This is a genomic window from Flavobacterium urumqiense (assembly GCF_900108015.1).
Lineage (GTDB): Bacteria > Bacteroidota > Bacteroidia > Flavobacteriales > Flavobacteriaceae > Flavobacterium > Flavobacterium urumqiense.
This window is the reverse complement of record NZ_FNVP01000002.1, coordinates 22,775-42,379: the sequence shown is the minus strand read 5'-3', so window position 1 is coordinate 42,379 and position 19,605 is coordinate 22,775. Positions and strand designations below refer to the sequence as shown.

20 protein-coding genes and 1 tRNA gene are annotated in these 19,605 nt (G+C 33.8%); 12 read left to right on the top strand and 9 right to left on the bottom strand.

Annotation, left to right across the window (positions count from 1 at the left end):
• The first annotated feature begins 5 nt into the window (after positions 1 to 5).
• The 6 genes from ftsA to C4S35_RS03320 all read left to right on the top strand — a co-directional run bounded on the left by ftsA (position 6) and on the right by C4S35_RS03320 (position 5,541).
• On the top strand, positions 6 to 1,388 hold the full coding sequence (gene ftsA, locus C4S35_RS03345; RefSeq protein ID WP_103998823.1) for a cell division protein FtsA: 1,383 nt from the start codon (positions 6 to 8) through the stop codon (positions 1,386 to 1,388).
• Positions 1,389 to 1,478: 90 nt separating this feature from the next.
• Positions 1,479 to 3,419, top strand: coding sequence for a cell division protein FtsZ (gene ftsZ, locus C4S35_RS03340; RefSeq protein ID WP_103998822.1), 1,941 nt, complete (start codon positions 1,479 to 1,481; stop codon positions 3,417 to 3,419).
• A gap of 321 nt (positions 3,420 to 3,740) precedes the next feature.
• A complete protein-coding gene (locus tag C4S35_RS03335; RefSeq protein ID WP_103998821.1) occupies positions 3,741 to 4,190 on the top strand; it encodes a GatB/YqeY domain-containing protein in 450 nt (149 codons plus the stop codon).
• A 137-nt stretch (positions 4,191 to 4,327) separates the two neighbouring features.
• Complete coding sequence (locus C4S35_RS16290) at positions 4,328 to 4,477, top strand: GIY-YIG nuclease family protein (protein ID WP_425269134.1); 150 nt, start codon at positions 4,328 to 4,330, stop codon at positions 4,475 to 4,477.
• Between the two features lie 96 nt (positions 4,478 to 4,573).
• Positions 4,574 to 4,647 (top strand) — tRNA-Arg (locus C4S35_RS03325).
• Positions 4,648 to 4,731: 84 nt separating this feature from the next.
• Entirely contained in the window at positions 4,732 to 5,541 is an 810-nt protein-coding gene (locus C4S35_RS03320; RefSeq protein ID WP_103998820.1) for a zinc-dependent peptidase, read from the top strand.
• 26 nt (positions 5,542 to 5,567) lie between these two features.
• Here C4S35_RS03320 and rpe read toward each other — a convergent pair whose 3' ends face one another.
• The 5 genes from rpe to C4S35_RS03295 form a co-directional block, all read right to left on the bottom strand.
• Positions 5,568 to 6,230 (bottom strand): ribulose-phosphate 3-epimerase, encoded by a 663-nt coding sequence (rpe, locus tag C4S35_RS03315; protein WP_103999096.1) that lies wholly within the window; start codon positions 6,228 to 6,230, stop codon positions 5,568 to 5,570.
• Positions 6,231 to 6,684: 454 nt separating this feature from the next.
• Positions 6,685 to 7,548: a sigma-70 family RNA polymerase sigma factor gene (locus C4S35_RS03310; RefSeq protein WP_007137700.1), complete on the bottom strand. Its 864-nt coding sequence runs from the start codon at positions 7,546 to 7,548 to the stop codon at positions 6,685 to 6,687.
• Between the two features lie 164 nt (positions 7,549 to 7,712).
• A complete protein-coding gene (locus C4S35_RS03305) occupies positions 7,713 to 9,848 on the bottom strand; it encodes a polyribonucleotide nucleotidyltransferase (RefSeq protein WP_103998819.1) in 2,136 nt (711 codons plus the stop codon).
• Positions 9,849 to 9,998: 150 nt separating this feature from the next.
• On the bottom strand, positions 9,999 to 10,265 hold the full coding sequence (gene rpsO / locus C4S35_RS03300) for a 30S ribosomal protein S15 (protein ID WP_073203920.1): 267 nt from the start codon (positions 10,263 to 10,265) through the stop codon (positions 9,999 to 10,001).
• 128 nt (positions 10,266 to 10,393) lie between these two features.
• Positions 10,394 to 10,855 (bottom strand): GAF domain-containing protein, encoded by a 462-nt coding sequence (locus C4S35_RS03295; protein ID WP_103998818.1) that lies wholly within the window; start codon positions 10,853 to 10,855, stop codon positions 10,394 to 10,396.
• 76 nt (positions 10,856 to 10,931) lie between these two features.
• Between C4S35_RS03295 and xrtF the strand changes: the two genes are divergently transcribed.
• The 6 genes from xrtF (at position 10,932) to C4S35_RS03265 (ending at position 16,178) form a co-directional block, all read left to right on the top strand.
• The gene (gene xrtF, locus C4S35_RS03290) at positions 10,932 to 11,480 is read left to right on the top strand and encodes an exosortase family protein XrtF (RefSeq protein WP_103999095.1); all 549 of its coding nucleotides are present in this window, start codon (positions 10,932 to 10,934) and stop codon (positions 11,478 to 11,480) included.
• Positions 11,458 to 11,898 carry an exosortase F system-associated membrane protein gene (locus C4S35_RS03285; RefSeq protein ID WP_103998817.1) on the top strand — a complete coding sequence of 147 codons (441 nt, stop codon included), beginning with the start codon at positions 11,458 to 11,460 and terminating at the stop codon, positions 11,896 to 11,898. The genes xrtF and C4S35_RS03285 overlap by 23 nt, the downstream gene beginning before the upstream one ends.
• A gap of 532 nt (positions 11,899 to 12,430) precedes the next feature.
• Entirely contained in the window at positions 12,431 to 12,832 is a 402-nt protein-coding gene (locus C4S35_RS03280) for an HYC_CC_PP family protein (protein WP_103998816.1), read from the top strand.
• 73 nt (positions 12,833 to 12,905) lie between these two features.
• The gene (locus C4S35_RS03275) at positions 12,906 to 14,915 is read left to right on the top strand and encodes a TonB-dependent receptor plug domain-containing protein (RefSeq protein WP_103998815.1); all 2,010 of its coding nucleotides are present in this window, start codon (positions 12,906 to 12,908) and stop codon (positions 14,913 to 14,915) included.
• Between the two features lie 41 nt (positions 14,916 to 14,956).
• The gene (locus C4S35_RS03270; RefSeq protein WP_103998814.1) at positions 14,957 to 15,298 is read left to right on the top strand and encodes a heavy-metal-associated domain-containing protein; all 342 of its coding nucleotides are present in this window, start codon (positions 14,957 to 14,959) and stop codon (positions 15,296 to 15,298) included.
• Between the two features lie 199 nt (positions 15,299 to 15,497).
• The gene (locus tag C4S35_RS03265; protein WP_103998813.1) at positions 15,498 to 16,178 is read left to right on the top strand and encodes a DedA family protein; all 681 of its coding nucleotides are present in this window, start codon (positions 15,498 to 15,500) and stop codon (positions 16,176 to 16,178) included.
• 74 nt (positions 16,179 to 16,252) lie between these two features.
• Here C4S35_RS03265 and groL read toward each other — a convergent pair whose 3' ends face one another.
• From groL to C4S35_RS03245, 4 genes are all read right to left on the bottom strand, one after another.
• On the bottom strand, positions 16,253 to 17,881 hold the full coding sequence (groL, locus tag C4S35_RS03260; protein WP_103998812.1) for a chaperonin GroEL: 1,629 nt from the start codon (positions 17,879 to 17,881) through the stop codon (positions 16,253 to 16,255).
• Between the two features lie 59 nt (positions 17,882 to 17,940).
• Entirely contained in the window at positions 17,941 to 18,216 is a 276-nt protein-coding gene (locus C4S35_RS03255) for a co-chaperone GroES (RefSeq protein WP_035670228.1), read from the bottom strand.
• A 123-nt stretch (positions 18,217 to 18,339) separates the two neighbouring features.
• The gene (gene secG / locus C4S35_RS03250; protein ID WP_103998811.1) at positions 18,340 to 18,684 is read right to left on the bottom strand and encodes a preprotein translocase subunit SecG; all 345 of its coding nucleotides are present in this window, start codon (positions 18,682 to 18,684) and stop codon (positions 18,340 to 18,342) included.
• A gap of 3 nt (positions 18,685 to 18,687) precedes the next feature.
• Positions 18,688 to 19,545 (bottom strand): hypothetical protein, encoded by an 858-nt coding sequence (locus C4S35_RS03245; protein WP_103998810.1) that lies wholly within the window; start codon positions 19,543 to 19,545, stop codon positions 18,688 to 18,690.
• Positions 19,546 to 19,605 lie beyond the last annotated feature (60 nt).

The following is a 19,605-nucleotide window of genomic DNA, read 5'->3' as shown; positions in this document are numbered from 1 at the left end:
AGATAATGGAAAAAGAGAATATTGCAGTAGGTCTAGATATTGGGACAACCAAAATAGTTGCCATGATAGGCAAGAAAAATGAGTATGGGAAATTAGAGATTTTGGGAATTGGAAAATCCAAAAGCTTAGGAGTAGCGAGAGGTGTTGTAAATAACATTACTCAAACTATTCAATCTATCCAACAAGCAATTCAAGAAGCGGAAAATAATTCAGGTTATAAGATTAAAGACGTAGTGGTTGGGATCGCTGGTCAGCACATTCGCAGCATCCAACATACAGATTATATTAGCAGAAATAATCCCGAAGAAGTTATCGGGGAGAATGATATACAGCTTTTGATCGATCAGGTAAATAAATTGGCCATGTTGCCAGGTGAAGAAATTATACACGTATTACCACAGGAATTTAAAATTGACGGACAATCAGAAATAAAAGAGCCTATAGGAATGTATGGCGGAAGATTGGAGTCAAGCTTTCATGTTGTAGTAGGTCAAGCTTCTTCGATACGTAATGTAGGAAGATGTATTCAAAGCTCAGGAATAGAATTGTCAGGTTTGACATTGGAGCCATTAGCGTCTGCTGATGCCGTTTTGAGTCAAGAAGAAAAAGAAGCCGGCGTAGCACTTATCGATATAGGAGGCGGAACAACGGATTTAGCCATTTTCAAAGATGGTATTATTCGCCATACGGCAGTCATACCTTTTGGAGGAAATGTAATCACAGATGATATCAAAGAAGGATGTTCCATCATTGAAAAGCAAGCGGAGTTATTGAAAGTTAAATTTGGTTCTGCTTGGCCAGGAGAAAATAAAGACAATGAAATTGTTTCTATTCCCGGCTTAAGAGGAAGAGAGCCAAAAGAGATTTCCTTAAAGAATCTCTCGAAAATAATTCATGCTAGAGTTGTTGAAATTATCGACCAGGTTTTTACGGAAGTAAAAGCATACGGACATGAAGATCCTCGTAAAAAACTGATTGCAGGAATAGTGCTTACTGGTGGTGGTGCACAATTGAAACACATCAAGCAGTTAGTGGAATATATTACAGGAATGGATACTAGAATTGGATATCCAAATGAGCATTTAGCAGGAAATTCTGATGAAGAAATTTCAAGTCCTTTATATGCTACGGCAGTAGGACTAGTAATGAATAGTATTCAAAATAATTCTCAAAGTGCTGTTAGAATGGACGCTATTGAACCTCCAAAAGCGACTGTTTACAGAGCTCCGGTTATGCAAATTCCAGAGGTGGTAATGCCTATAATAGAAGTAGAAGAGGAATCGAAGCACTTTGGAGAAAAACAAGTATCGACTGGGGATAAAATACAAAGATCATTTTTTGACAGATATGTTGATAAGATTAAAGATTTCCTGGATAACGCAGAATAGCTAAAAGATAATAAACATACAATTCTCCTTTTTGCCCCAAACTTTAAGAAGAAAAAAAAGAATTAAACAAGAATTTAAAAACCAAATAAAATGATGAGCAACTCAGAATTTGGAAGTATTTCATTTGATTTACCAAAAAATCAATCAAATGTAATAAAAGTAATTGGTGTAGGTGGAGGCGGAAGTAACGCCATCAATCACATGTTCAAACAAGGTATTAAAGGCGTTGATTTTATCGTCTGTAATACAGATTCACAGGCTTTGCAAAACAGCTCTGTGCCTAATAAAATACAGTTAGGGGTGCATTTGACAGAAGGACTTGGTGCTGGAGCAAATCCAGATGTAGGTCAGCAATCCGCTATTGAAAGTATTGCCGATATTGAAAAAATGTTGGATCGCAATACTAAAATGGTTTTCATTACCGCAGGAATGGGTGGCGGAACAGGAACTGGAGCTGCACCGGTAATAGCGCAATTAGCTAAAGAAAGAGATATTCTTACGGTAGGGATTGTGACTTTGCCTTTCTTGTTTGAAGGAAAAGTGCGTCAGGAACAAGCTTTAATTGGTATAGATAAATTGCGTAAACAAGTCGACTCATTAATTGTTATCAATAATAATAAATTAAGAGAAGTATATGGAAATCTTGGTTTCAAAGCCGGATTTTCAAAAGCTGATGAAGTTTTGGCTACTGCCTCAAGAGGTATTGCTGAAGTAATTACACATCACTATACTCAAAATATCGATTTAAGAGATGCCAAAACAGTATTGTATAATAGCGGAACGGCTATTATGGGATCTTCTGTTTCTTCAGGCGAGAATAGAGCTAAAGAGGCAATTGTTGCTGCTTTAGATTCTCCTTTGTTAAATGATAATAAGATCACCGGTGCCAAAAACGTATTGTTGCTTATCGTTTCTGGAACTAATGAAATTACAATTGATGAAATTGGAGAAATCAATGATCACATTCAAATCGAAGCAGGTCATAATGCAAATATTATCATGGGGGTTGGCGAAGACGAATCACTTGGAGATGCTATTGCAGTTACCATAATCGCTACAGGATTTGATATTGAACAACAAAATGAAATCGTAAATACAGAGCCTAAAAAAATAATTCATACACTAGAGGACGAGCAAAGAAGTGTTCATAATCTAAGTAATAGGACCGTTGCTGCATTCGATTTAAACAACGTCACTCCAGTATCTAATTCTAACGAAAGAATTGTTTTCGATTTGTTAGAAGACGCGACAATAGTGGTTCCTGAGCCAGTTGTTACAGCTCCAACAATTAATAAAGAGGAATTGACGGTTATGTCTGAATTTATAAAAAATTTAGATGTGACTTTCGAAATCGTTTCGCCAATTAACGATATTGAATTTACTTTTACCGCACCAGAAGTTAAAGAAGTAAAAGCAGTTCAACCAAAAATTATAGAAAGACAAGAACAAACGGCTTTCTCTTTTGATTTGCCACTTTTCAAAGCAGAACCAGTTGCTCGCGTTAAAGAAAATAAAGTTTTATTTGAACTAACGAATGAAACTCGTGACATTAAAGTAAACGAAGCTGTTCAATTTGTTCCGGTAACAGAATTGTCTGATAGAGGAATTATCAAGTATTCTCTTGAGGAGTATATGGAAGCAGATACTGATTTCGCAGCTAAACCAATTGCAAAAGTAGTTGAAGTTCCGGTTCCTGCCGAGCTAAATATTACAATGAAACAAGTCGATGTGGCTACAAATGCACCGGCTCATTTCGAAAGTATTTCTCCAATGGAAATGACTATTGAAGAAACTTTAAAGCTTAGAGCTGACGAAAGAAGAAAAAAACTAAAAGAATTCAATTACAAGTTTCATAATAATGTTTCTAAAATTGATGAGTATGAAAAAGAACCTGCTTATAAAAGATTAGGAATAGATATTTCAAATAATCAACCTAACAATACAAATTCGAGAATTTCTGTTGGAACAGACAGCAACAATGATCTACAGTTGCGTTCTAACAACTCGTATTTGCATGACAATGTAGATTAACAAACGCAAAACAAAATGAGATAGCCCGAAAATTCAATTTAATTTTCGGGTTATTTTTTTTATCTTCGCACAGATATTATCGGAACAGGAATTTTTTGGGCCTTAATCCAGCTGTCGTTACAAGCTTTTTCTCGAAACTTTTTTTTCTAAGTCCTTAAAAGAGCTTCCTTTGGTCGCTTTTTAAGTCCAAGAAAAATACAGTTTCTCCTAAAAAGGCTTTTCACTATCATCTGGGGCATTTAAAAAAGGAGTCGTTTTATAATAAGCATTTCAACAATCGATTAATGGAATAATTGATTAACTAAATTAACAAAAAAGAATATGAGTTTATCAGTACAAATCATGGACGAAATGAAAACCGCCATGAGAGCTAAAGATACCGTTGCACTAGAAGCTTTAAGAGCTATTAAATCTGAAATATTGTTAGCTCAGACAGCTACAGGATCAAAAGAAGAAATAACACAAGATGAAGAGGTTAAATTGCTGCAAAGACTAGTAAAAACCCGTAAGGAAAGTGCTAGAATTTTTACGGAGCAAAACCGTTTGGATTTAGCAGAACCAGAATTAGCACAAATAGCAGTAATCGAAAAATTCTTACCAGCACAATTAAGTGAAGCAGAAGTAGAGGCGGTGATTGCAAAAATCATTGAAGAAACTGGAGCATCAGGAATTGCGTCAATGGGAAAAGTAATGGGATTAGCAGCTGCACAATTAGGCGGAACTGCCGAAGGAAAAACTATTTCTACAATAGTGAAAAAACTATTGACATAAAATTGAGATTTACGGTTAACGATTTTACATCATAAATCTAAAATCGTTAATCAAAATCTTAAATAGAATGGCTGCGTAATTCCTGCCTGCCTGCCTGCAAATGGATACCTGCAGGAAATATCAGATTTCGAGAGTAGATGGAATATTTAGTATACATTTTAGAGAGTGAAATTGATGGCAGACATTATAAAGGTCAGACAAGCGATATAGCCAAGCGAATAATAGAAGATAATTCTGGTAAGACAAAATCCCAAAGGTTATTAAATCATGGAAATTGGTTTATTTAGAAAAATTTGGAACTAGAGATGAAGCAGTTCTTCGTGAAAAATATTTCAAAACAGGAAGTGGAAGAGAATTTTTAAAGACCAAAGTAATAAAATAATGGCTGCGTAGTTCAACTGGATAGAATATCAGATTTCGACTCTGAGGGTTGCAGGTTCGAACCCTGTCGCGGCCACAAGTACATAAAGAATAGCTTCAAAAAAATCAAGTTTACTTGAAATTATTTTGAAGCTTTTTCATTTTAAAAAGGTTATAAAGTATGTCTCTTCAATTTTTTATTTCGGTGCTTTTTGGAACTTTATTTCTCCTTCTTTTGATTTTTAAAGTCGTGGAGCCAGCTTACGTGCTTTTATTCAATAAGCCGCTATATATTCATTGGTATCCTTTTTACAAAAAATTAAGATCAAGTCAACGCCAAATTTTAATAAACGATTTCCCGTTTTATAATAGGCTTTCCCCAAAAAGAAAAATGTATTTTGAACATCGGGTGATCGAGTTTATTGCCAACTATCAGTTTACCGGTAAAGAAATTTTTATTACCGAAGACATGCAAATCTTGATTGCCGGAACGTATGTAATGTTAACTTTTGGAATGAGAAATTATCTAATCCGTTTGTTCGACAAAATAATTATTTATCCTTCTAGTTATTTTTCTACCGTAAATCAAGCGTATCACAAAGGAGAATTTAATCCTAAAATGAAAGCAATCGTTTTTTCTTGGGAAGATTTTTTGATTGGACATTCTGCCTCAAACGACAATATTAATCTTGGTTTACATGAGTTTTCTCATGTGTTGCATTTTCATTGCTTAAAAAGTAATGATCCGAGTGCTATTATCTTTTTTGATGAATTCAAAGAAGTCATAAAATATTACACCGATCCAAATCTAAATGCTATTTTAACACAAAAAGGATATTTTAGATTGTATGCTTATGGAAATCAATTTGAATTTTTATCGGTGATCTTGGAGCACCTTTTTGAAACTCCTCATGTTTTTAAAACAACACATCCAGAATTATACACTCACACTGCTGCGATGATTAATTTTAATGAAGAATATTTTAAATAAAGAATGGCGCCCAAGGCGCCATTTTCTTAAAAGCTTGTTAGCTTCTTTAAATCGTGTATTGTTTGGGTTGGATTTTCTGCTTTGAACACATAGCTTCCAGCTACCAGAACATCGGCTCCAGCTTCAACAAGTTGTTTTGCATTTTTATTAGTAACGCCACCGTCAACTTCTATAAGTGTAGTCGCTCCTTTTCTATTGATTAAATCTTTTAATTTTTTAACTTTTGCGTAAGTATTTTCGATAAATGATTGCCCTCCAAAACCTGGATTCACACTCATAATACAGACCAAATCGATATCACTGATTACATCTTCCAGTAAGTCAATATTAGTGTGTGGATTGATAGCGACACCAGCTTTCATTCCTTCGGCTTTTATCGCTTGCAGCGTTCTGTGAAGGTGCGTACAAGCTTCATAGTGTACACTTAGAATATTAGCACCCAATTCAGCAAAAGTTTTAATATATCGGTCTGGATCTACAATCATCAAGTGAACGTCGACTGTTTTTTTAGCATGCCTTGTAATAGCTTCTAAAACGGGCATTCCATAAGAAATATTGGGAACAAAAACGCCATCCATAATATCAATATGAAACCAATCGGCTTCACTGTTATTTATCATTTCGATGTCGCGTTGTAAGTTGGCAAAATCAGCAGCGAGTACTGATGGAGCAATAAGTGTATTCTTCATTATGTAGTTGTTACGTAGAGATGCACTGCAGTGCATCCTTACAGTTTGTGTTGTTTGTGCAAAAGTAGTTTTTTTGCAGCAATTGGCGAAAGTTTTTTATGGATTCAATTAGTGAATTATCCTGTGATTTGCGTAAAGGATAGAGGCGGTATCCTCGAAGTGTAACGGAGAGATAAAGCCGAAAGCCTGACCCGAAGTTTTTACGAAGGGATACGCTCAAATAATTTTAAACCGGTAAATGGATGAGGGAATCTGAAATGAATTTCAAAAGTAAGAGAATCTGAACCGAATTCAGATTAAAAAATAAAACTCCGGTAATCAGCCGGAGTTTCAATCATCAATCAAAAAACGAACAGTTAATCAGACCGTCGTTACTTATTAGTCTAAAGCGGAAAGTCAAAAATCATATTGTTGTTGGACGATATGATTTTTGATTTTATGGCTCTTGACTGTTTTATCCTAAATACGTTTTTAGTATTTTGCTTCTTGAAGTGTGTTTCAATCTTCGGATTGCTTTTTCTTTGATTTGACGCACACGCTCACGAGTTAAGTCGAAAGTTTCTCCAATCTCTTCTAATGTCATTGGATGTTGATCGCCAAGACCAAAGTACAAACGAACAACATCAGCTTCTCTAGGCGTCAATGTTTCCAAAGAACGCTCGATTTCAGTGCGTAATGATTCGTGAATTAATTCTCTGTCTGGATTTGGAGATTCGCCAGAACGTAAAACGTCATAAAGGTTAGAATCTTCTCCTTCTACAAGAGGCGCATCCATTGATAAGTGACGACCAGAGTTTTTCATGCTCTCTTTTACGTCATTTACGGTCATATCAAGCTCTTTTGCAATTTCCTCAGCAGATGGTGGACGCTCGTTAGATTGCTCAAGTAAAGCGTACATTTTGTTGATTTTATTGATAGAACCAATTTTGTTCAAAGGCAAACGAACGATACGGGATTGTTCTGCCAAAGCTTGTAATATAGATTGACGAATCCACCAAACGGCATATGAAATGAATTTGAAACCACGTGTTTCATCAAAACGTTGTGCTGCTTTTATCAATCCTAAATTTCCTTCATTAATTAAATCAGGAAGTGTAAGTCCTTGATTTTGGTATTGTTTTGCTACCGAAACAACGAAACGTAAATTAGCTTTTGTCAATTTTTCTAGGGCTTTTTGATCCCCAGCTTTAATTTTTTGTGCTAGTTCTACCTCTTCGTCAGCGGTAATAAGGTCAACTTTTCCAATTTCTTGTAAATATTTGTCTAATGATGCAGTTTCACGATTTGTAACCTGCTTGGTGATTTTAAGTTGTCTCATGTTTTTGTCTCCTCAATTTTTTAAGTGTACAAATGATTATACGTATGTAGTTTCAAAAAAGTTACAATTGTTTTGAAAATAATTTAATTATAAGCGAAAAACCCCAATTCAAATACATGAATTGGGGTTTTCTATAAATAAACCTTTAGTAAACTAAGATCTGATTACTCTTTTCTTTCCTCACGCGGAGGTCTTGGCATAAGTGCTTTTCTTGACACTTTTTCTTTTCTTGTTTTTGGATCCAATCCTAAGTATTTTACTTCGAATACATCACCCATTTTTACTACATCAGAAACATTTTCAGTGCGTTCCCAAGCAAGTTCCGATACGTGTAATAAAACTTCGTTTCCTGGAGCGGCAGTATATTCTACTACTGCACCAAAATCTAGCATTTTAATTACTTTCACTTCGTAAGCTTCTCCCATTTGTGGTTTGAAAGTAATTGACTTAATTTTAGCCAATACTGCTTCAATTCCGGCAGGATCCGTTCCTAAGATTTCGATAACTCCTTGTTCATCCACTTCGTTGATTACGATAGTCGTTCCAGTAGCTTTTTGTAATTCTTGAATTACTTTTCCTCCAGGTCCAATCAAAGCACCAATAAAGTTACCAGGAATTGTTCGTGTAATAATTTTTGGAGCATACGTTTTTACATCGGCTTTTGGCTCAGCTAAAGTTTCAATTAATTTTCCAAGAATATGCAAACGACCGTCACGAGCTTGCGCTAAAGCAGCTTCCATAATCTCGTATTTCAATCCGTCAATCTTGATGTCCATTTGACACGCTGTAATTCCTACAGAAGTTCCAGTTACCTTGAAGTCCATATCTCCTAAGTGATCTTCATCACCAAGAATATCAGACAATACAGCAAAACGTTCTCCATCAGTAATTAATCCCATTGCAATTCCAGAAACTGGACGAATCATTTGGATACCTGCATCCATAAGTGCTAATGTTCCAGCGCAAACGGTAGCCATAGAAGAAGAACCATTTGATTCTAAAACTTCAGATACTACACGAATGGTATAAGGACAATCAGTAGGAATCATGTTTTTTAATGCTCGTTGAGCCAAGTTTCCGTGACCTACTTCTCTTCTTGAAGTTCCTCTCAAAGGACGTGCTTCACCAGTTGAGAAAGGAGGGAAGTTATAATGTAAGTAGAATTTTTCTTCACCTTGTTGTGATGGAGAATCAATTTGGTTTGCTTCTCTAGAGGTTCCTAAAGTTGCTGTTGCCAATGCTTGTGTTTCTCCACGTGTAAACAATGCTGATCCGTGTACAGATGGTAAGTAATCTACTTCACACCAGATTGGTCTGATTTCTGTAGTTTTTCTTCCGTCTAAACGTGTTCCTAAATCTAGTGTTACATTACGAACTGCTTCTTTGTTAGCTTTGTAAAAGTATTTAGAAACTAAATCGCCATTTTCAGCCAATTCTTCTTCTGTAAATAACGCTTTTACTTCTTCTTTTACTGCTGCAAATTGAGCTGTTCTTTCTTGTTTGGCTGTACCTTGTTTTGCGATAGCGTAACACATATCGTAAGATGCGGCTTTTACTTTAGCGTAAATTGCTTCGTCTTCTCTCTCTCCTTCATAAGTACGAACTTCCTTTTTTCCAAAAGTAGCTTGCAAACGTAGTTGAGCAGCGATTTGGTTTTTTATGTGTTCGTGTGCAAATTTAATTGCTTCTAACATTTCTGCTTCTGAAATTTCTTTCATCTCACCTTCTACCATTGCGATAGAATCCATAGAAGCTCCAATCATCATATCAATGTCAGATAATGCTAATTGTGCGCGACTTGGATTGATGATGAATTTACCGTCAATTCTTCCAACTCTAGCTTCAGAGATTAATGTTTCAAAAGGAATGTCAGACAAAGCTAAAGCTGCAGAAGCGGCTAAACCTGCTAATGCATCTGGCATTACATCTTCGTCATGAGACATTAATTGAATCATCACTTGAACTTCGGCATGATAGTCATCCGGGAAAAGTGGGCGCAATACACGGTCTACTAAACGCATTGTTAACACTTCGTTATCGCTTGGACGTGCTTCTCTTTTGAAGAAACCACCAGGGAAACGTCCTGCTGCAGCAAATTTTTCACGGTAATCTACCGTAAGTGGTAAAAAGTCGATACCAGGACTTGCTTTTCTTGAAGATACAACTGTTCCTAAAATAACAGTTTTACCTATTCTTACTACTACAGATCCATCCGCTTGTTTAGCTAAACGACCTGTCTCGATTGTGATGTTTCTGCCATCACCTAAATCGATACTTTCTACAAATAATTGTGGAATCATAAAATTAATTTATTAGTTAAACATGGGTTCTAGTTGTGTTGTAGTTGTTGTTTTGCGTAGTTAATGCCTAAAACCCAATGAAAAACCAAACTTTTTTTATTATTGTATATAAAAACAAAAAGAGGCACTTTCGCACCTCTTTTGTATTGATTATTTTCTGATATTCAATACTTTGATAATCTCACGATATCTGTTGATTTCTGTTTTCTTCAAGTAATCCAACAAAGATCTTCTTTTTCCAACTAGCAATACTAATGAACGTTCTGTATTATAATCATGACGATTTTTTTTCAAATGCTCAGTTAAGTGGCTAATTCTGAAAGTGAACAAAGCAATTTGACTTTCTGATTTTCCAGTGTTTGTAACATCTCCGTGTTTAGCGAAAATTTCTTCTTTAATCTCTTTAGTTAAATACATTCCAATATTTGTTTAATGATTTTTATGTATGTCATACATCTATTGTAAGACGGGTGCAAAGATAATCTTTATTTTTAAAAAGACAAGAGAAAATTTGTCTAAGCTTTAAGAATTTAATTTTCAGCGTATTATACTGTAAATATTTTCGCAATTTCTTGATTTACAAATTCTAAAAATTTTTCGTCAGCTTTAGTAAATGGATCAATGACATGACTATCAATATCAATTTGCCCAATATTTTCTCCATTTACAAAAAGAGGTACTACGATTTCTGATTTGACAGTAAAGCTGCAGGCAATATAATTGTCTTGAGCTGAAACGTCCGGGACCACAAAATTCTCATTTGAAACCGCGACTTGTCCGCAAATACCTTTTCCAAAAGGAATTACAGTATGGTCTGTTTCTGCTCCTACATAGGGACCTAAGTGTAAGGTTTTAGTTTCCTGATTGGCAAAATAAAATCCTACCCAGTTGTAGTAGTCAATAGAGTCGCTTAGAAGCTTACAAATAGATAAAAGTTTTTCGTCTCTTGAAAGGGTTGTATTTAAGGTGATTTCGGTTACTTTTGGCTGTAATTCTTGAAATGTCATGGTTTTTATTTATATTTATACAAAAGTAATTTAAAGCAGGTTTTAAAAATTATATAAATTTGTTAAAAAATTGATTTTGAAAAAATATTTTATTCTCTACAAACCTTTTTTACTTTTTCTGGCTACCTTTTTTTTTACATACATAGTATTGACTATTCTTTATCAAGAATATCTAAATAGCTTTGGAGAAAATAAATTGGATGCTATAACAAAAATGGTGGGTAACAATACGAATCAATTGTTGCATTTTTTAGGCTTTAATTTTTCAATTGAAGAAAATCAATCCCATTCCTTTATTAAGTTAATTTTCAATCAAAAATATGTAGCTCGAATCATTGAAGGCTGTAATGCCGTCAGTGTTATTATTTTGTTTATTTCTTTTGTAATTGCTTTTTCTGGGAAGCTAAAGGCTACGTTACTTTTTATTTTTGGCGGAAGCCTACTTATTTATATTTTAAATGTCATTAGAATAGCATTATTATGTGTTTTGATGTTTCATTTTCCAAAAGAAGAGAAATTTTTACACGGAGTACTTTTTCCATTATTTATTTATGGAGTGGTTTTTATTTTGTGGGTAATATGGGTACGTAAATTTTCAAAATATGCTTCGAAAAATACTAAATAATAAAATTAGATTAGCGCAATTCCTTTTTTTGGTAGCATTGTTAGCGCTTATTCGAGCATTTGAAGATCAATTATTTTATGACCCTTTTTTGGATTACTTCAAAAATGATTTTACTAAGTTATCGTTACCCAATTTCAATCCATTTCAATTGTTTTTTGGACTGCTGTTCCGCTATACCTTGAATACCGTTGTATCATTGTGGATTATCTATGTTCTTTTCAAGGAAGTTCAAATGGTAAAATTTGCCCTTGTTCTGTATTACTTTTTCTTTATGATTCTAATTATTTCTTTTTTCTTCATAACCTACTATAGTAAAGGACACAATAATTTCGCGCTTTTTTATGTTCGTAGATTTCTCATTCAGCCCATTTTTGTACTATTGTTTGTTCCTGCATTTTATTATCAAAAAAAAAAATAAGTAGTCTTTTTTTGTTATCCTTATTAAGTCTAATTTGTGTATTATCAAATAAATAACTGTGTGTAGATAGGCAAGCATTACATTTCTCAAGTTGGAATTATTCGACGAATAATAATTTAAATACAAAAGAAGACACTGGTAATTTTTATCCATTAACTTGTTTAACCACTTTAACCTCTTCAAAAAAGATAAATTGTTGATATTGGGTGTAGTTTTGGTAAAAGAAATAATAAAAAATTATGATTGTTTACGGTAAATAGTATCCGGTATTGGCAAATATTCTGGAAATAGAAAGTTTGTCAGCTCAAGGAGATCAGAAGGATTTGCTTAACTGGCTTTCGGCCTAAGAAAACAAACCTATTAAGGTGTTTTTGGTCAATGGTGAAAACAAACCACTAAATGAGCTACGTGTAAAAATCAATGAAAGATATCATTTTGATTTTAAAATCCCTTTTATGGGACAAGAATTTCAATTATGATTTTTAACACTATTTTTGGTTTTAAGAGCCCTTTTATTAACTAATTTTGTATCATGAATATTAAAAAATGCACTAGTTTATTTTTAGCTTTCCTACTATTGGTTTCCAATGCAGGGTTGGCTTTTAATGTGCATTATTGTGGAGAAGAAATTGCTTCGGTTTCTTTAAATACAATTGTTTCTCAAGCAACAGAAAAAGGATGTTGCGAAAAAATCGTTGCCAAAAAGGATAGTTGTTGTAAAGATAAAGTAGTTAATTTTCAAAAAAAATCGGATAACGCATCCATTAAAGCGTTTTCGTTTGATTCTCACTTTTCTTTTGTGATTCAGGAATGGCAAACGATTGTTTTTTCTTCAAATGAAAATTTCAAAAGCACTCAAACAGCTTCTTATTTTTGCGATGCAAATGCACCGCCACTTTTTAAGTTGTACAGCCAATATATTTTCTACGCCTGATTTTAATGTTTTAAAAGTCAAATCACTTCTTGTGATTTAAATCTACTTTTTATAAACATTAAAATATTGTATTATGCAAAAAATAATAACGCTTTTTGTTTTGATTTTTCTTTCGATTCCTGTTTTTTCTCAAGAAACTCTAGAAGAGGTCAAAGTCGTAAAAAAGCGAAAAGGAATTCAAAAATCCTACACGGTAACAGGAAATACCACACTCATAACAAGTAAAGAACTTCTTAAAGCTGCTTGTTGTAATCTTGCTGAAAGTTTTGAAACAAACCCTTCTATTGATGTCAATTTTTCGGATGCTTTGACTGGAACAAAACAAATCAAAATGCTAGGATTAACAAGCCCATATTTAATGATAACCGAAGAAAATATACCGTCTGTTCGGGGCGCCTCTCAAGCGTATGGCTTGTCATTTACTCCCGGAACTTGGGTTGAAAGTATTCAAATTACAAAAGGTGCGGGGAGTGTCATCAATGGATACGAAAGTATTTCGGGCCAAATCAACACAGAATTGTTAAAACCTTTAAATGATATTCCGTTTTTCTTGAATGCGTATGGTTCGACAGATTCCCGTTTTGAATTAAATACCCATTTCAATACCAAAATCTCGGATAAATGGAGTAGTAGTCTGTTTCTACACGGCAATGCACGAGTTGCTAAACTTGATATGAATGATGATGGTTTTCTGGATAATCCATTGGCAAAACAAATCAATATTCTCAATAGATATCAGTATTATAATGCCGAAAAAGGTTTGGTGAGTTTTATCAATTTCAGATATATGAATGATAAAAAACAAACGGGAGAATTAAATTTTAATCCAGAAAGAGACAGAGGAAAAACCAATTATTGGGGTTCTGAAATTAATACGGAACGATTAGATGTTTCAACAAAAATTGGATACGTTTTTAAAGACATGCCGTACCAAAGCATAGGTTTTCAAAATGCTTTTAACAGTCATGATCAACAGTCTTACTTTGGTTTAAACCAATATAATATTAAGCAAAGTAGTTATTATTCGAACTTGATTTTTAATTCGATTATTAGCAATACAATGAATAAATTTGCTACAGGTTTGAATTTTACGTATGATAAATACCAAGAGTTCGTTAACGTGAATGATTACAGCAGAATTGATAATTCAGTAGGTGCTTTTTTTGAATACACTTACGACAATGAAGATGATTTTAGTATAATTCTTGGCGGAAGAATCGATAACCATAATCGTTTGGGTACATTTCTGACGCCACGATTGCATGTTCGATACAATCCTTGGGAAAAAGGAGTTTTACGATTTTCCGCGGGAAGAGGAAAACGTTCAGCGAATATTTTTGCTGAAAATCAACCTCTTTTTGCCAGTTCCAGAACCTTTGATGTTTTAGATACAAACGGGAAAATTTATGGTTTGAATCCTGAAATTGCATGGAATTACGGTTTGAGCTTTGCGCAAAAATTCTCACTCTTCGGTAAAAGTGCCGATGTTGGTTTTGATTTCTATAGAACCGATTTTCAGAATCAAGTAGTGGTTGATGTAATGCAAAGCCCTCAGCAAGTTTTGTTCTATAATTTAAATGGAAAATCCGTTGCCAATAGTTTACAACTGGAATTCAATTATGAAATTTTTAATCATTTAAATTTGCGTTCAGCTTATAAATTTTATGATGTAAAAACGGATTATCTTTCAGGAAATTACCAAAAGCCATTACAGGCGAAACATCGTTTTTTTGGTAATTTAGAATATGAAACATTCGTTGGTGAAAATGGGAAACAATGGAAATTCGATTACACATTCAATTTGATTGGTCAACAACAATTGCCTAATACGGCTGCAAATCCAATAAATGACAGGTTACCTGAATTTTCGCCATCTTATTCTTTGATGAATGCTCAAATTACAAGGACTTTCTCTCCAACGTTTGAAATGTATATTGGAGGAGAAAATATTGGTAATTACACCCAGGAAAAGGCTATTATTGGTAGTGAGAATCCTTTTGGCTCCACTTTTGATGCATCGATTGTATATGCGCCGGTTTTTGGACAAATGTATTATGCAGGATTACGATTTAAAATAAAATAAGCGCAGTATAAAAAATTAATAATCACAATAAAAAAAAAGAAATGAAAAATATTATTTTAATACTAATGGTAATTTTTCTTGGATTTGCTGCTCAAGCTCAAGAAAAGAAGAATAAAAATGCTAAATATTTCACTGAAGTAAATGGTAATTGTGAGCAATGCCAGAAACGAATTCAAAAAGCGGCTTATTCCGTGGCTGGTGTGAAATCAGCAATTTGGAATATAGAAACGCATCAGTTGAGTTTGATTCTTAATGAAGAAAAGGCATTTCCACTAGATGTAAAAAAAGCAATTGCTAAAGTAGGTCATGATACGGATGAGGTGAAAGCGACAAATAAAGATTATGAAGCTTTACATACTTGTTGCTTGTATGAGCGAAAATAATTGTGAAACCCAAAGCGAAAGTTTTGGGTTTTTACTTTTGTTTAAATGACTAAACTTAAAACAGATTTATAATTACGTTTAGCAGGACGACTATAATGGTTTTAAGCGTTAATTAAACTTTAAAGTACAGCAATAAATTGCGGTTAAGGTAAATTATCCTTAATTTCACAACCAATAAATTTAATTACAAATCGTTTTTATGAATAATTTTGATTGGACACAATTACTTAATCCCGAATTTTATATTAACCTTCAAATAGGAGGAGTTCAAATAGGTTTGTATATAATTTTATTTATAATTTTTGCGGAAACTGGTTTATTTGCCGGTTTTTTTCTACCTGGAGATAGTTTGCTTTTCCTTGCCGGAATTTACAGTAAAGATTTAATCCATAATATGATTACGATAGAAAGTGAATTTATTAATGTTACTTTATTGTCGTTACTGGTTGCCGCTGCAGGAATTGTGGGTAATACCGTTGGTTATTGGTTTGGAGCAAAAAGTGGGTATTATTTATTTAAAAAAGAAGACACTTTTTGGTTCAAGAAAAAATACTTACTGCAGTCAAAAGATTTTTTTGAAAAATATGGAGGCAAGGCGATTATTTTTGCCCGCTTTTTACCAATTTTTAGAACCTTCGCGCCTATCGTTGCGGGAATTGTGTCTATGGACAAAAGTAAATTTATGTTCTTCAATATTTTAAGTTCTTTTCTATGGTCCTTCATTTTAATTTTTTCTGGACATTATTTATATGGCCTCTTTCTAGAAAATTTCGGAATTAATTTGAAAGAACATATAGAATATATCATAATAATAATTGTTTTGATTACAACGGTTCCCGTTTTATTCAAGCTTTTGAAAAAAAGAGTACATATAAAATAATTGTTGATTATAATAAATAAAAAACTCCGTTTCAATTAAGAAACGGAGTTTTTTTATTTGTAAAGAGGAATAAATTACATCATTCCTGGCATACCGCCACCCATTGGGTTTCCGCCACCATTATCTTCTTTAATATCAATCAAAGCACATTCAGTAGTTAAGATCATGCCTGCAACTGATGCTGCATTTTCTAAAGCTACACGCGTTACTTTTTTCGGGTCAATAATTCCAGCTTTTAGCATATCTACATATTCGTCTGTTTTAGCATTGTATCCAAAGTCACCTGAACCTTCCGCAACTTTTGCAACAACTACTGAACCTTCAAGCCCTGCATTTTCAACAATAGTTCTCAAAGGAGATTCTACAGCACGAGACACAATTTGAATTCCTGTAGCTTCGTCAGCATTGTCGGCTTTGATAGTGCTTAATACAAGTTTTGCTCTTAGTAAAGCAACACCGCCTCCAGCAACAATTCCTTCTTCAACAGCCGCACGAGTTGCATGAAGAGCATCGTCAACTCTGTCTTTTTTCTCTTTCATTTCTACTTCTGAAGCAGCACCAACATAAAGGACAGCAACACCACCAGCTAATTTAGCCAAACGTTCCTGTAATTTTTCTTTGTCATAATCAGAAGTTGTAGCTTCCATTTGACCTTTGATTTGGTTTACACGATTTTTGATCATATCAGCTTCACCAGCACCACTTACAATAGTCGTGTTATCTTTATCAATAGTCACTTTTTTAGCAGTTCCTAGCATTTCGATAGTCGTGTTTTCTAAAGTATAACCTCTTTCTTCTGAAATTACTGTTCCTCCAGTTAAGATAGCGATATCCTCTAACATAGCTTTTCTTCTGTCTCCAAAACCAGGTGCTTTTACTGCAGCGATTTTCAAGGCTCCACGTAATTTATTTACCACTAAAGTAGATAATGCTTCACCATCAACATCTTCAGCAATAATTAATAATGGTTTTCCAGATTGAGCAACTGGCTCAAGAACTGGCAACAATTCTTTTAAAGAAGAAACTTTTTTATCGTACAAAAGGATGTAAGGATTTTCTAATTCCACTTCCATTTTTTCTGGATTGGTAACAAAGTATGGAGAAAGATATCCTCTGTCAAATTGCATTCCTTCCACAACATCTACATAAGTGTCAGTTCCTTTGGCTTCTTCAACAGTAATAACGCCTTCTTTTCCAACTTTTGCGAAAGCAGCAGCAATCAGCTCACCAATTACTTCATCATTATTAGCTGAAATTGAGGCAATTTGTTTGATTTTTTCAGAATCACTTCCTACTACTTTTGCTTGTTTAGCCAAATCAGCAACAATAGCTTCAACCGCTTTGTCAATACCGCGTTTCAAATCCATTGGATTTGCTCCTGCAGCAACGTTTTTCAAACCTTCTTTCACGATAGCTTGAGCTAAAACAGTTGCAGTTGTTGTTCCATCACCGGCTAAATCATTAGTTTTAGAAGCAACTTCTTTAACCATCTGAGCACCCATATTTTCTAATGGATCTTTTAACTCTATTTCTTTTGCAACTGTAACACCATCTTTGGTAACTGTTGGTCCACCGAAAGATTTACCAATAATTACATTACGACCTTTTGGTCCAAGTGTTACTTTTACAGCATTTGCTAATGCATCAACACCACGTTTTAATCCGTCACGTGCTTCAATATCAAATTTTATATCTTTTGCCATTTTTTTTTATTTAAAGTTTTAAATTGTCTTAATACTTAATTTTCAGACTTGATACTATATTAGATTATTGCTAAAATATCATCTTCTCTCATTATCAAATAATCCTTTCCTTCCAATTTCAATTCTGTACCAGCATATTTTCCGTAAAGTACAGAATCTCCAATTTTAACAGTCATTGTATGGTCTTTTGTGCCATTTCCCACAGCAACAACAGTTCCTTTTTGTGGTTTTTCTTTAGCGGTATCCGGAATAAAAATCCCTGACGCAGTTTTGGTTTCAGCAGCGACTGGTTCGATAAGAACTCTGTCTGAAAGTGGTTTAATGTTTAAAGCCATGATTTTATTTTTTAATTATTTTTATAAAGATTTCAGAAATTATGCCAACCTATTTAAACTGACATATTTTCTTATAAAAAATGCCAGCTTTGACAGGCTGGCATTGGAATAAGGGGTAATAATTTATTTTGCTGGATTTGTCGCAGCAGGTGTGTTTTGAACTGGAGAAGTTGGTGCAGCATTTGTTGGTGCAGTAGTTTCTGTTGGCTCAATAATTTTTGAATCATTATCACTTAATGTTCCTGTAAAGCTTAAACTTGAAAGAAGTATTAATGCAATTAAAATAGTAGCAAGTGTCCACGTACTTTTATCTAAAAAATCAGTTGTTTTTTGTACACCACCTAACATTTGAGAGCCACCAACTGTAGAAGATAATCCACCACCTTTAGGGTTTTGAACCATTATTACTACAATTAATAGGAAACAAACGATTGTTATTAAAACTAAAAAGATTGAAAATGTGCTCATTGTTTAATTGTTATAATTATTTTGTTGTAAAATCTTAATATCTGATATACGGTCTACAAAGAAACTACTTTTTTCTGGATATTTCAAAATTAATATTTGATATGCTTGAATCGCTTTTAGATATTTTTTTTGTTCCAAGTATACTCTTGCTAAAGTCTCCGTCATCAAATATGAATTGTCGTCTTTATTCAAGTCGAAAGTCAGTGTGGATGTCACGCCGTGTTTGACTGGAGGGATCTTTGGACTAGTTTCTATAAATTTATCGATTAGCTGCGCATTTTTCTTTTTGGTATCGTCTATTGGTAAAGTTTTACGACTAATTGTATTTTTAGCTTCTCGATCAATGGGTAATGTTCTGGATAATTGTAACCATTCTTGGAAGGAATGTTTTTCATTTATGGAGAAATCTAAAGGTTGTCCAATAGCTAATTTTTCTTCAAATATTTTAGAAGAATCATCAAATTCTAATGGTAAAGCTTCCTTTATGGAGGTAAGAATTGACTGTTCTAAAGTATTTGTTTTGTATTCCAATTTTTCTTCGTGAATAATTATTTCACTTTCGATTACATCGATGTTGTGGAGTTGAAGTGTTTTTTTGTCGTAAAATTCTTTTTGTATGGCAGTAAAATTGTCTGATGTAATGAAATCAAACAAAACACTTCTGTCTGTGGTATGTGCCGCCGCAACTTTTAGTGCGAAATTATATTTAAAACTATTTAGGTTGTAAAGTCCTTTTAATGTTAACGCTTTGGCACTTTGAAAATAAGGAAATTCATGCACTATTTTTTCCAATGATGCCGTTTGCTTATCATTGATAGCATTTGATTTGTTAATCAGGTAAGTATAATCGGTTACATTCATAAAGGTTATTCGTTTAAGTGGTTATCTTTAATTTGTTATCCGATTTACCAAATCAACAAA

What these genes read in the sequence shown, in the direction of transcription:
- C4S35_RS03270 (WP_103998814.1), top strand. Translation starts at nt 14,957, where the DNA reads ATGAAAAATATTATTTTAATACTAATGGTAATTTTTCTTGGATTTGCT.
- rpsO (WP_073203920.1), bottom strand. Translation starts at nt 10,265, where the DNA reads ATGTATTTAACTAAAGAGATTAAAGAAGAAATTTTCGCTAAACACGGA.
- C4S35_RS03310 (WP_007137700.1), bottom strand. Translation starts at nt 7,548, where the DNA reads ATGAGACAACTTAAAATCACCAAGCAGGTTACAAATCGTGAAACTGCA.
- C4S35_RS03320 (WP_103998820.1), top strand. Translation starts at nt 4,732, where the DNA reads ATGTCTCTTCAATTTTTTATTTCGGTGCTTTTTGGAACTTTATTTCTC.
- C4S35_RS03255 (WP_035670228.1), bottom strand. Translation starts at nt 18,216, where the DNA reads ATGGCTTTAAACATTAAACCACTTTCAGACAGAGTTCTTATCGAACCA.
- groL (WP_103998812.1), bottom strand. Translation starts at nt 17,881, where the DNA reads ATGGCAAAAGATATAAAATTTGATATTGAAGCACGTGACGGATTAAAA.
- C4S35_RS03285 (WP_103998817.1), top strand. Translation starts at nt 11,458, where the DNA reads ATGCTTCGAAAAATACTAAATAATAAAATTAGATTAGCGCAATTCCTT.
- C4S35_RS03280 (WP_103998816.1), top strand. Translation starts at nt 12,431, where the DNA reads ATGAATATTAAAAAATGCACTAGTTTATTTTTAGCTTTCCTACTATTG.
- C4S35_RS03275 (WP_103998815.1), top strand. Translation starts at nt 12,906, where the DNA reads ATGCAAAAAATAATAACGCTTTTTGTTTTGATTTTTCTTTCGATTCCT.
- ftsZ (WP_103998822.1), top strand. Translation starts at nt 1,479, where the DNA reads ATGATGAGCAACTCAGAATTTGGAAGTATTTCATTTGATTTACCAAAA.
- C4S35_RS16290 (WP_425269134.1), top strand. Translation starts at nt 4,328, where the DNA reads ATGGAATATTTAGTATACATTTTAGAGAGTGAAATTGATGGCAGACAT.
- C4S35_RS03335 (WP_103998821.1), top strand. Translation starts at nt 3,741, where the DNA reads ATGAGTTTATCAGTACAAATCATGGACGAAATGAAAACCGCCATGAGA.
- C4S35_RS03265 (WP_103998813.1), top strand. Translation starts at nt 15,498, where the DNA reads ATGAATAATTTTGATTGGACACAATTACTTAATCCCGAATTTTATATT.
- C4S35_RS03305 (WP_103998819.1), bottom strand. Translation starts at nt 9,848, where the DNA reads ATGATTCCACAATTATTTGTAGAAAGTATCGATTTAGGTGATGGCAGA.
- ftsA (WP_103998823.1), top strand. Translation starts at nt 6, where the DNA reads ATGGAAAAAGAGAATATTGCAGTAGGTCTAGATATTGGGACAACCAAA.
- C4S35_RS03245 (WP_103998810.1), bottom strand. Translation starts at nt 19,545, where the DNA reads ATGAATGTAACCGATTATACTTACCTGATTAACAAATCAAATGCTATC.
- C4S35_RS03295 (WP_103998818.1), bottom strand. Translation starts at nt 10,855, where the DNA reads ATGACATTTCAAGAATTACAGCCAAAAGTAACCGAAATCACCTTAAAT.
- secG (WP_103998811.1), bottom strand. Translation starts at nt 18,684, where the DNA reads ATGAGCACATTTTCAATCTTTTTAGTTTTAATAACAATCGTTTGTTTC.
- rpe (WP_103999096.1), bottom strand. Translation starts at nt 6,230, where the DNA reads ATGAAGAATACACTTATTGCTCCATCAGTACTCGCTGCTGATTTTGCC.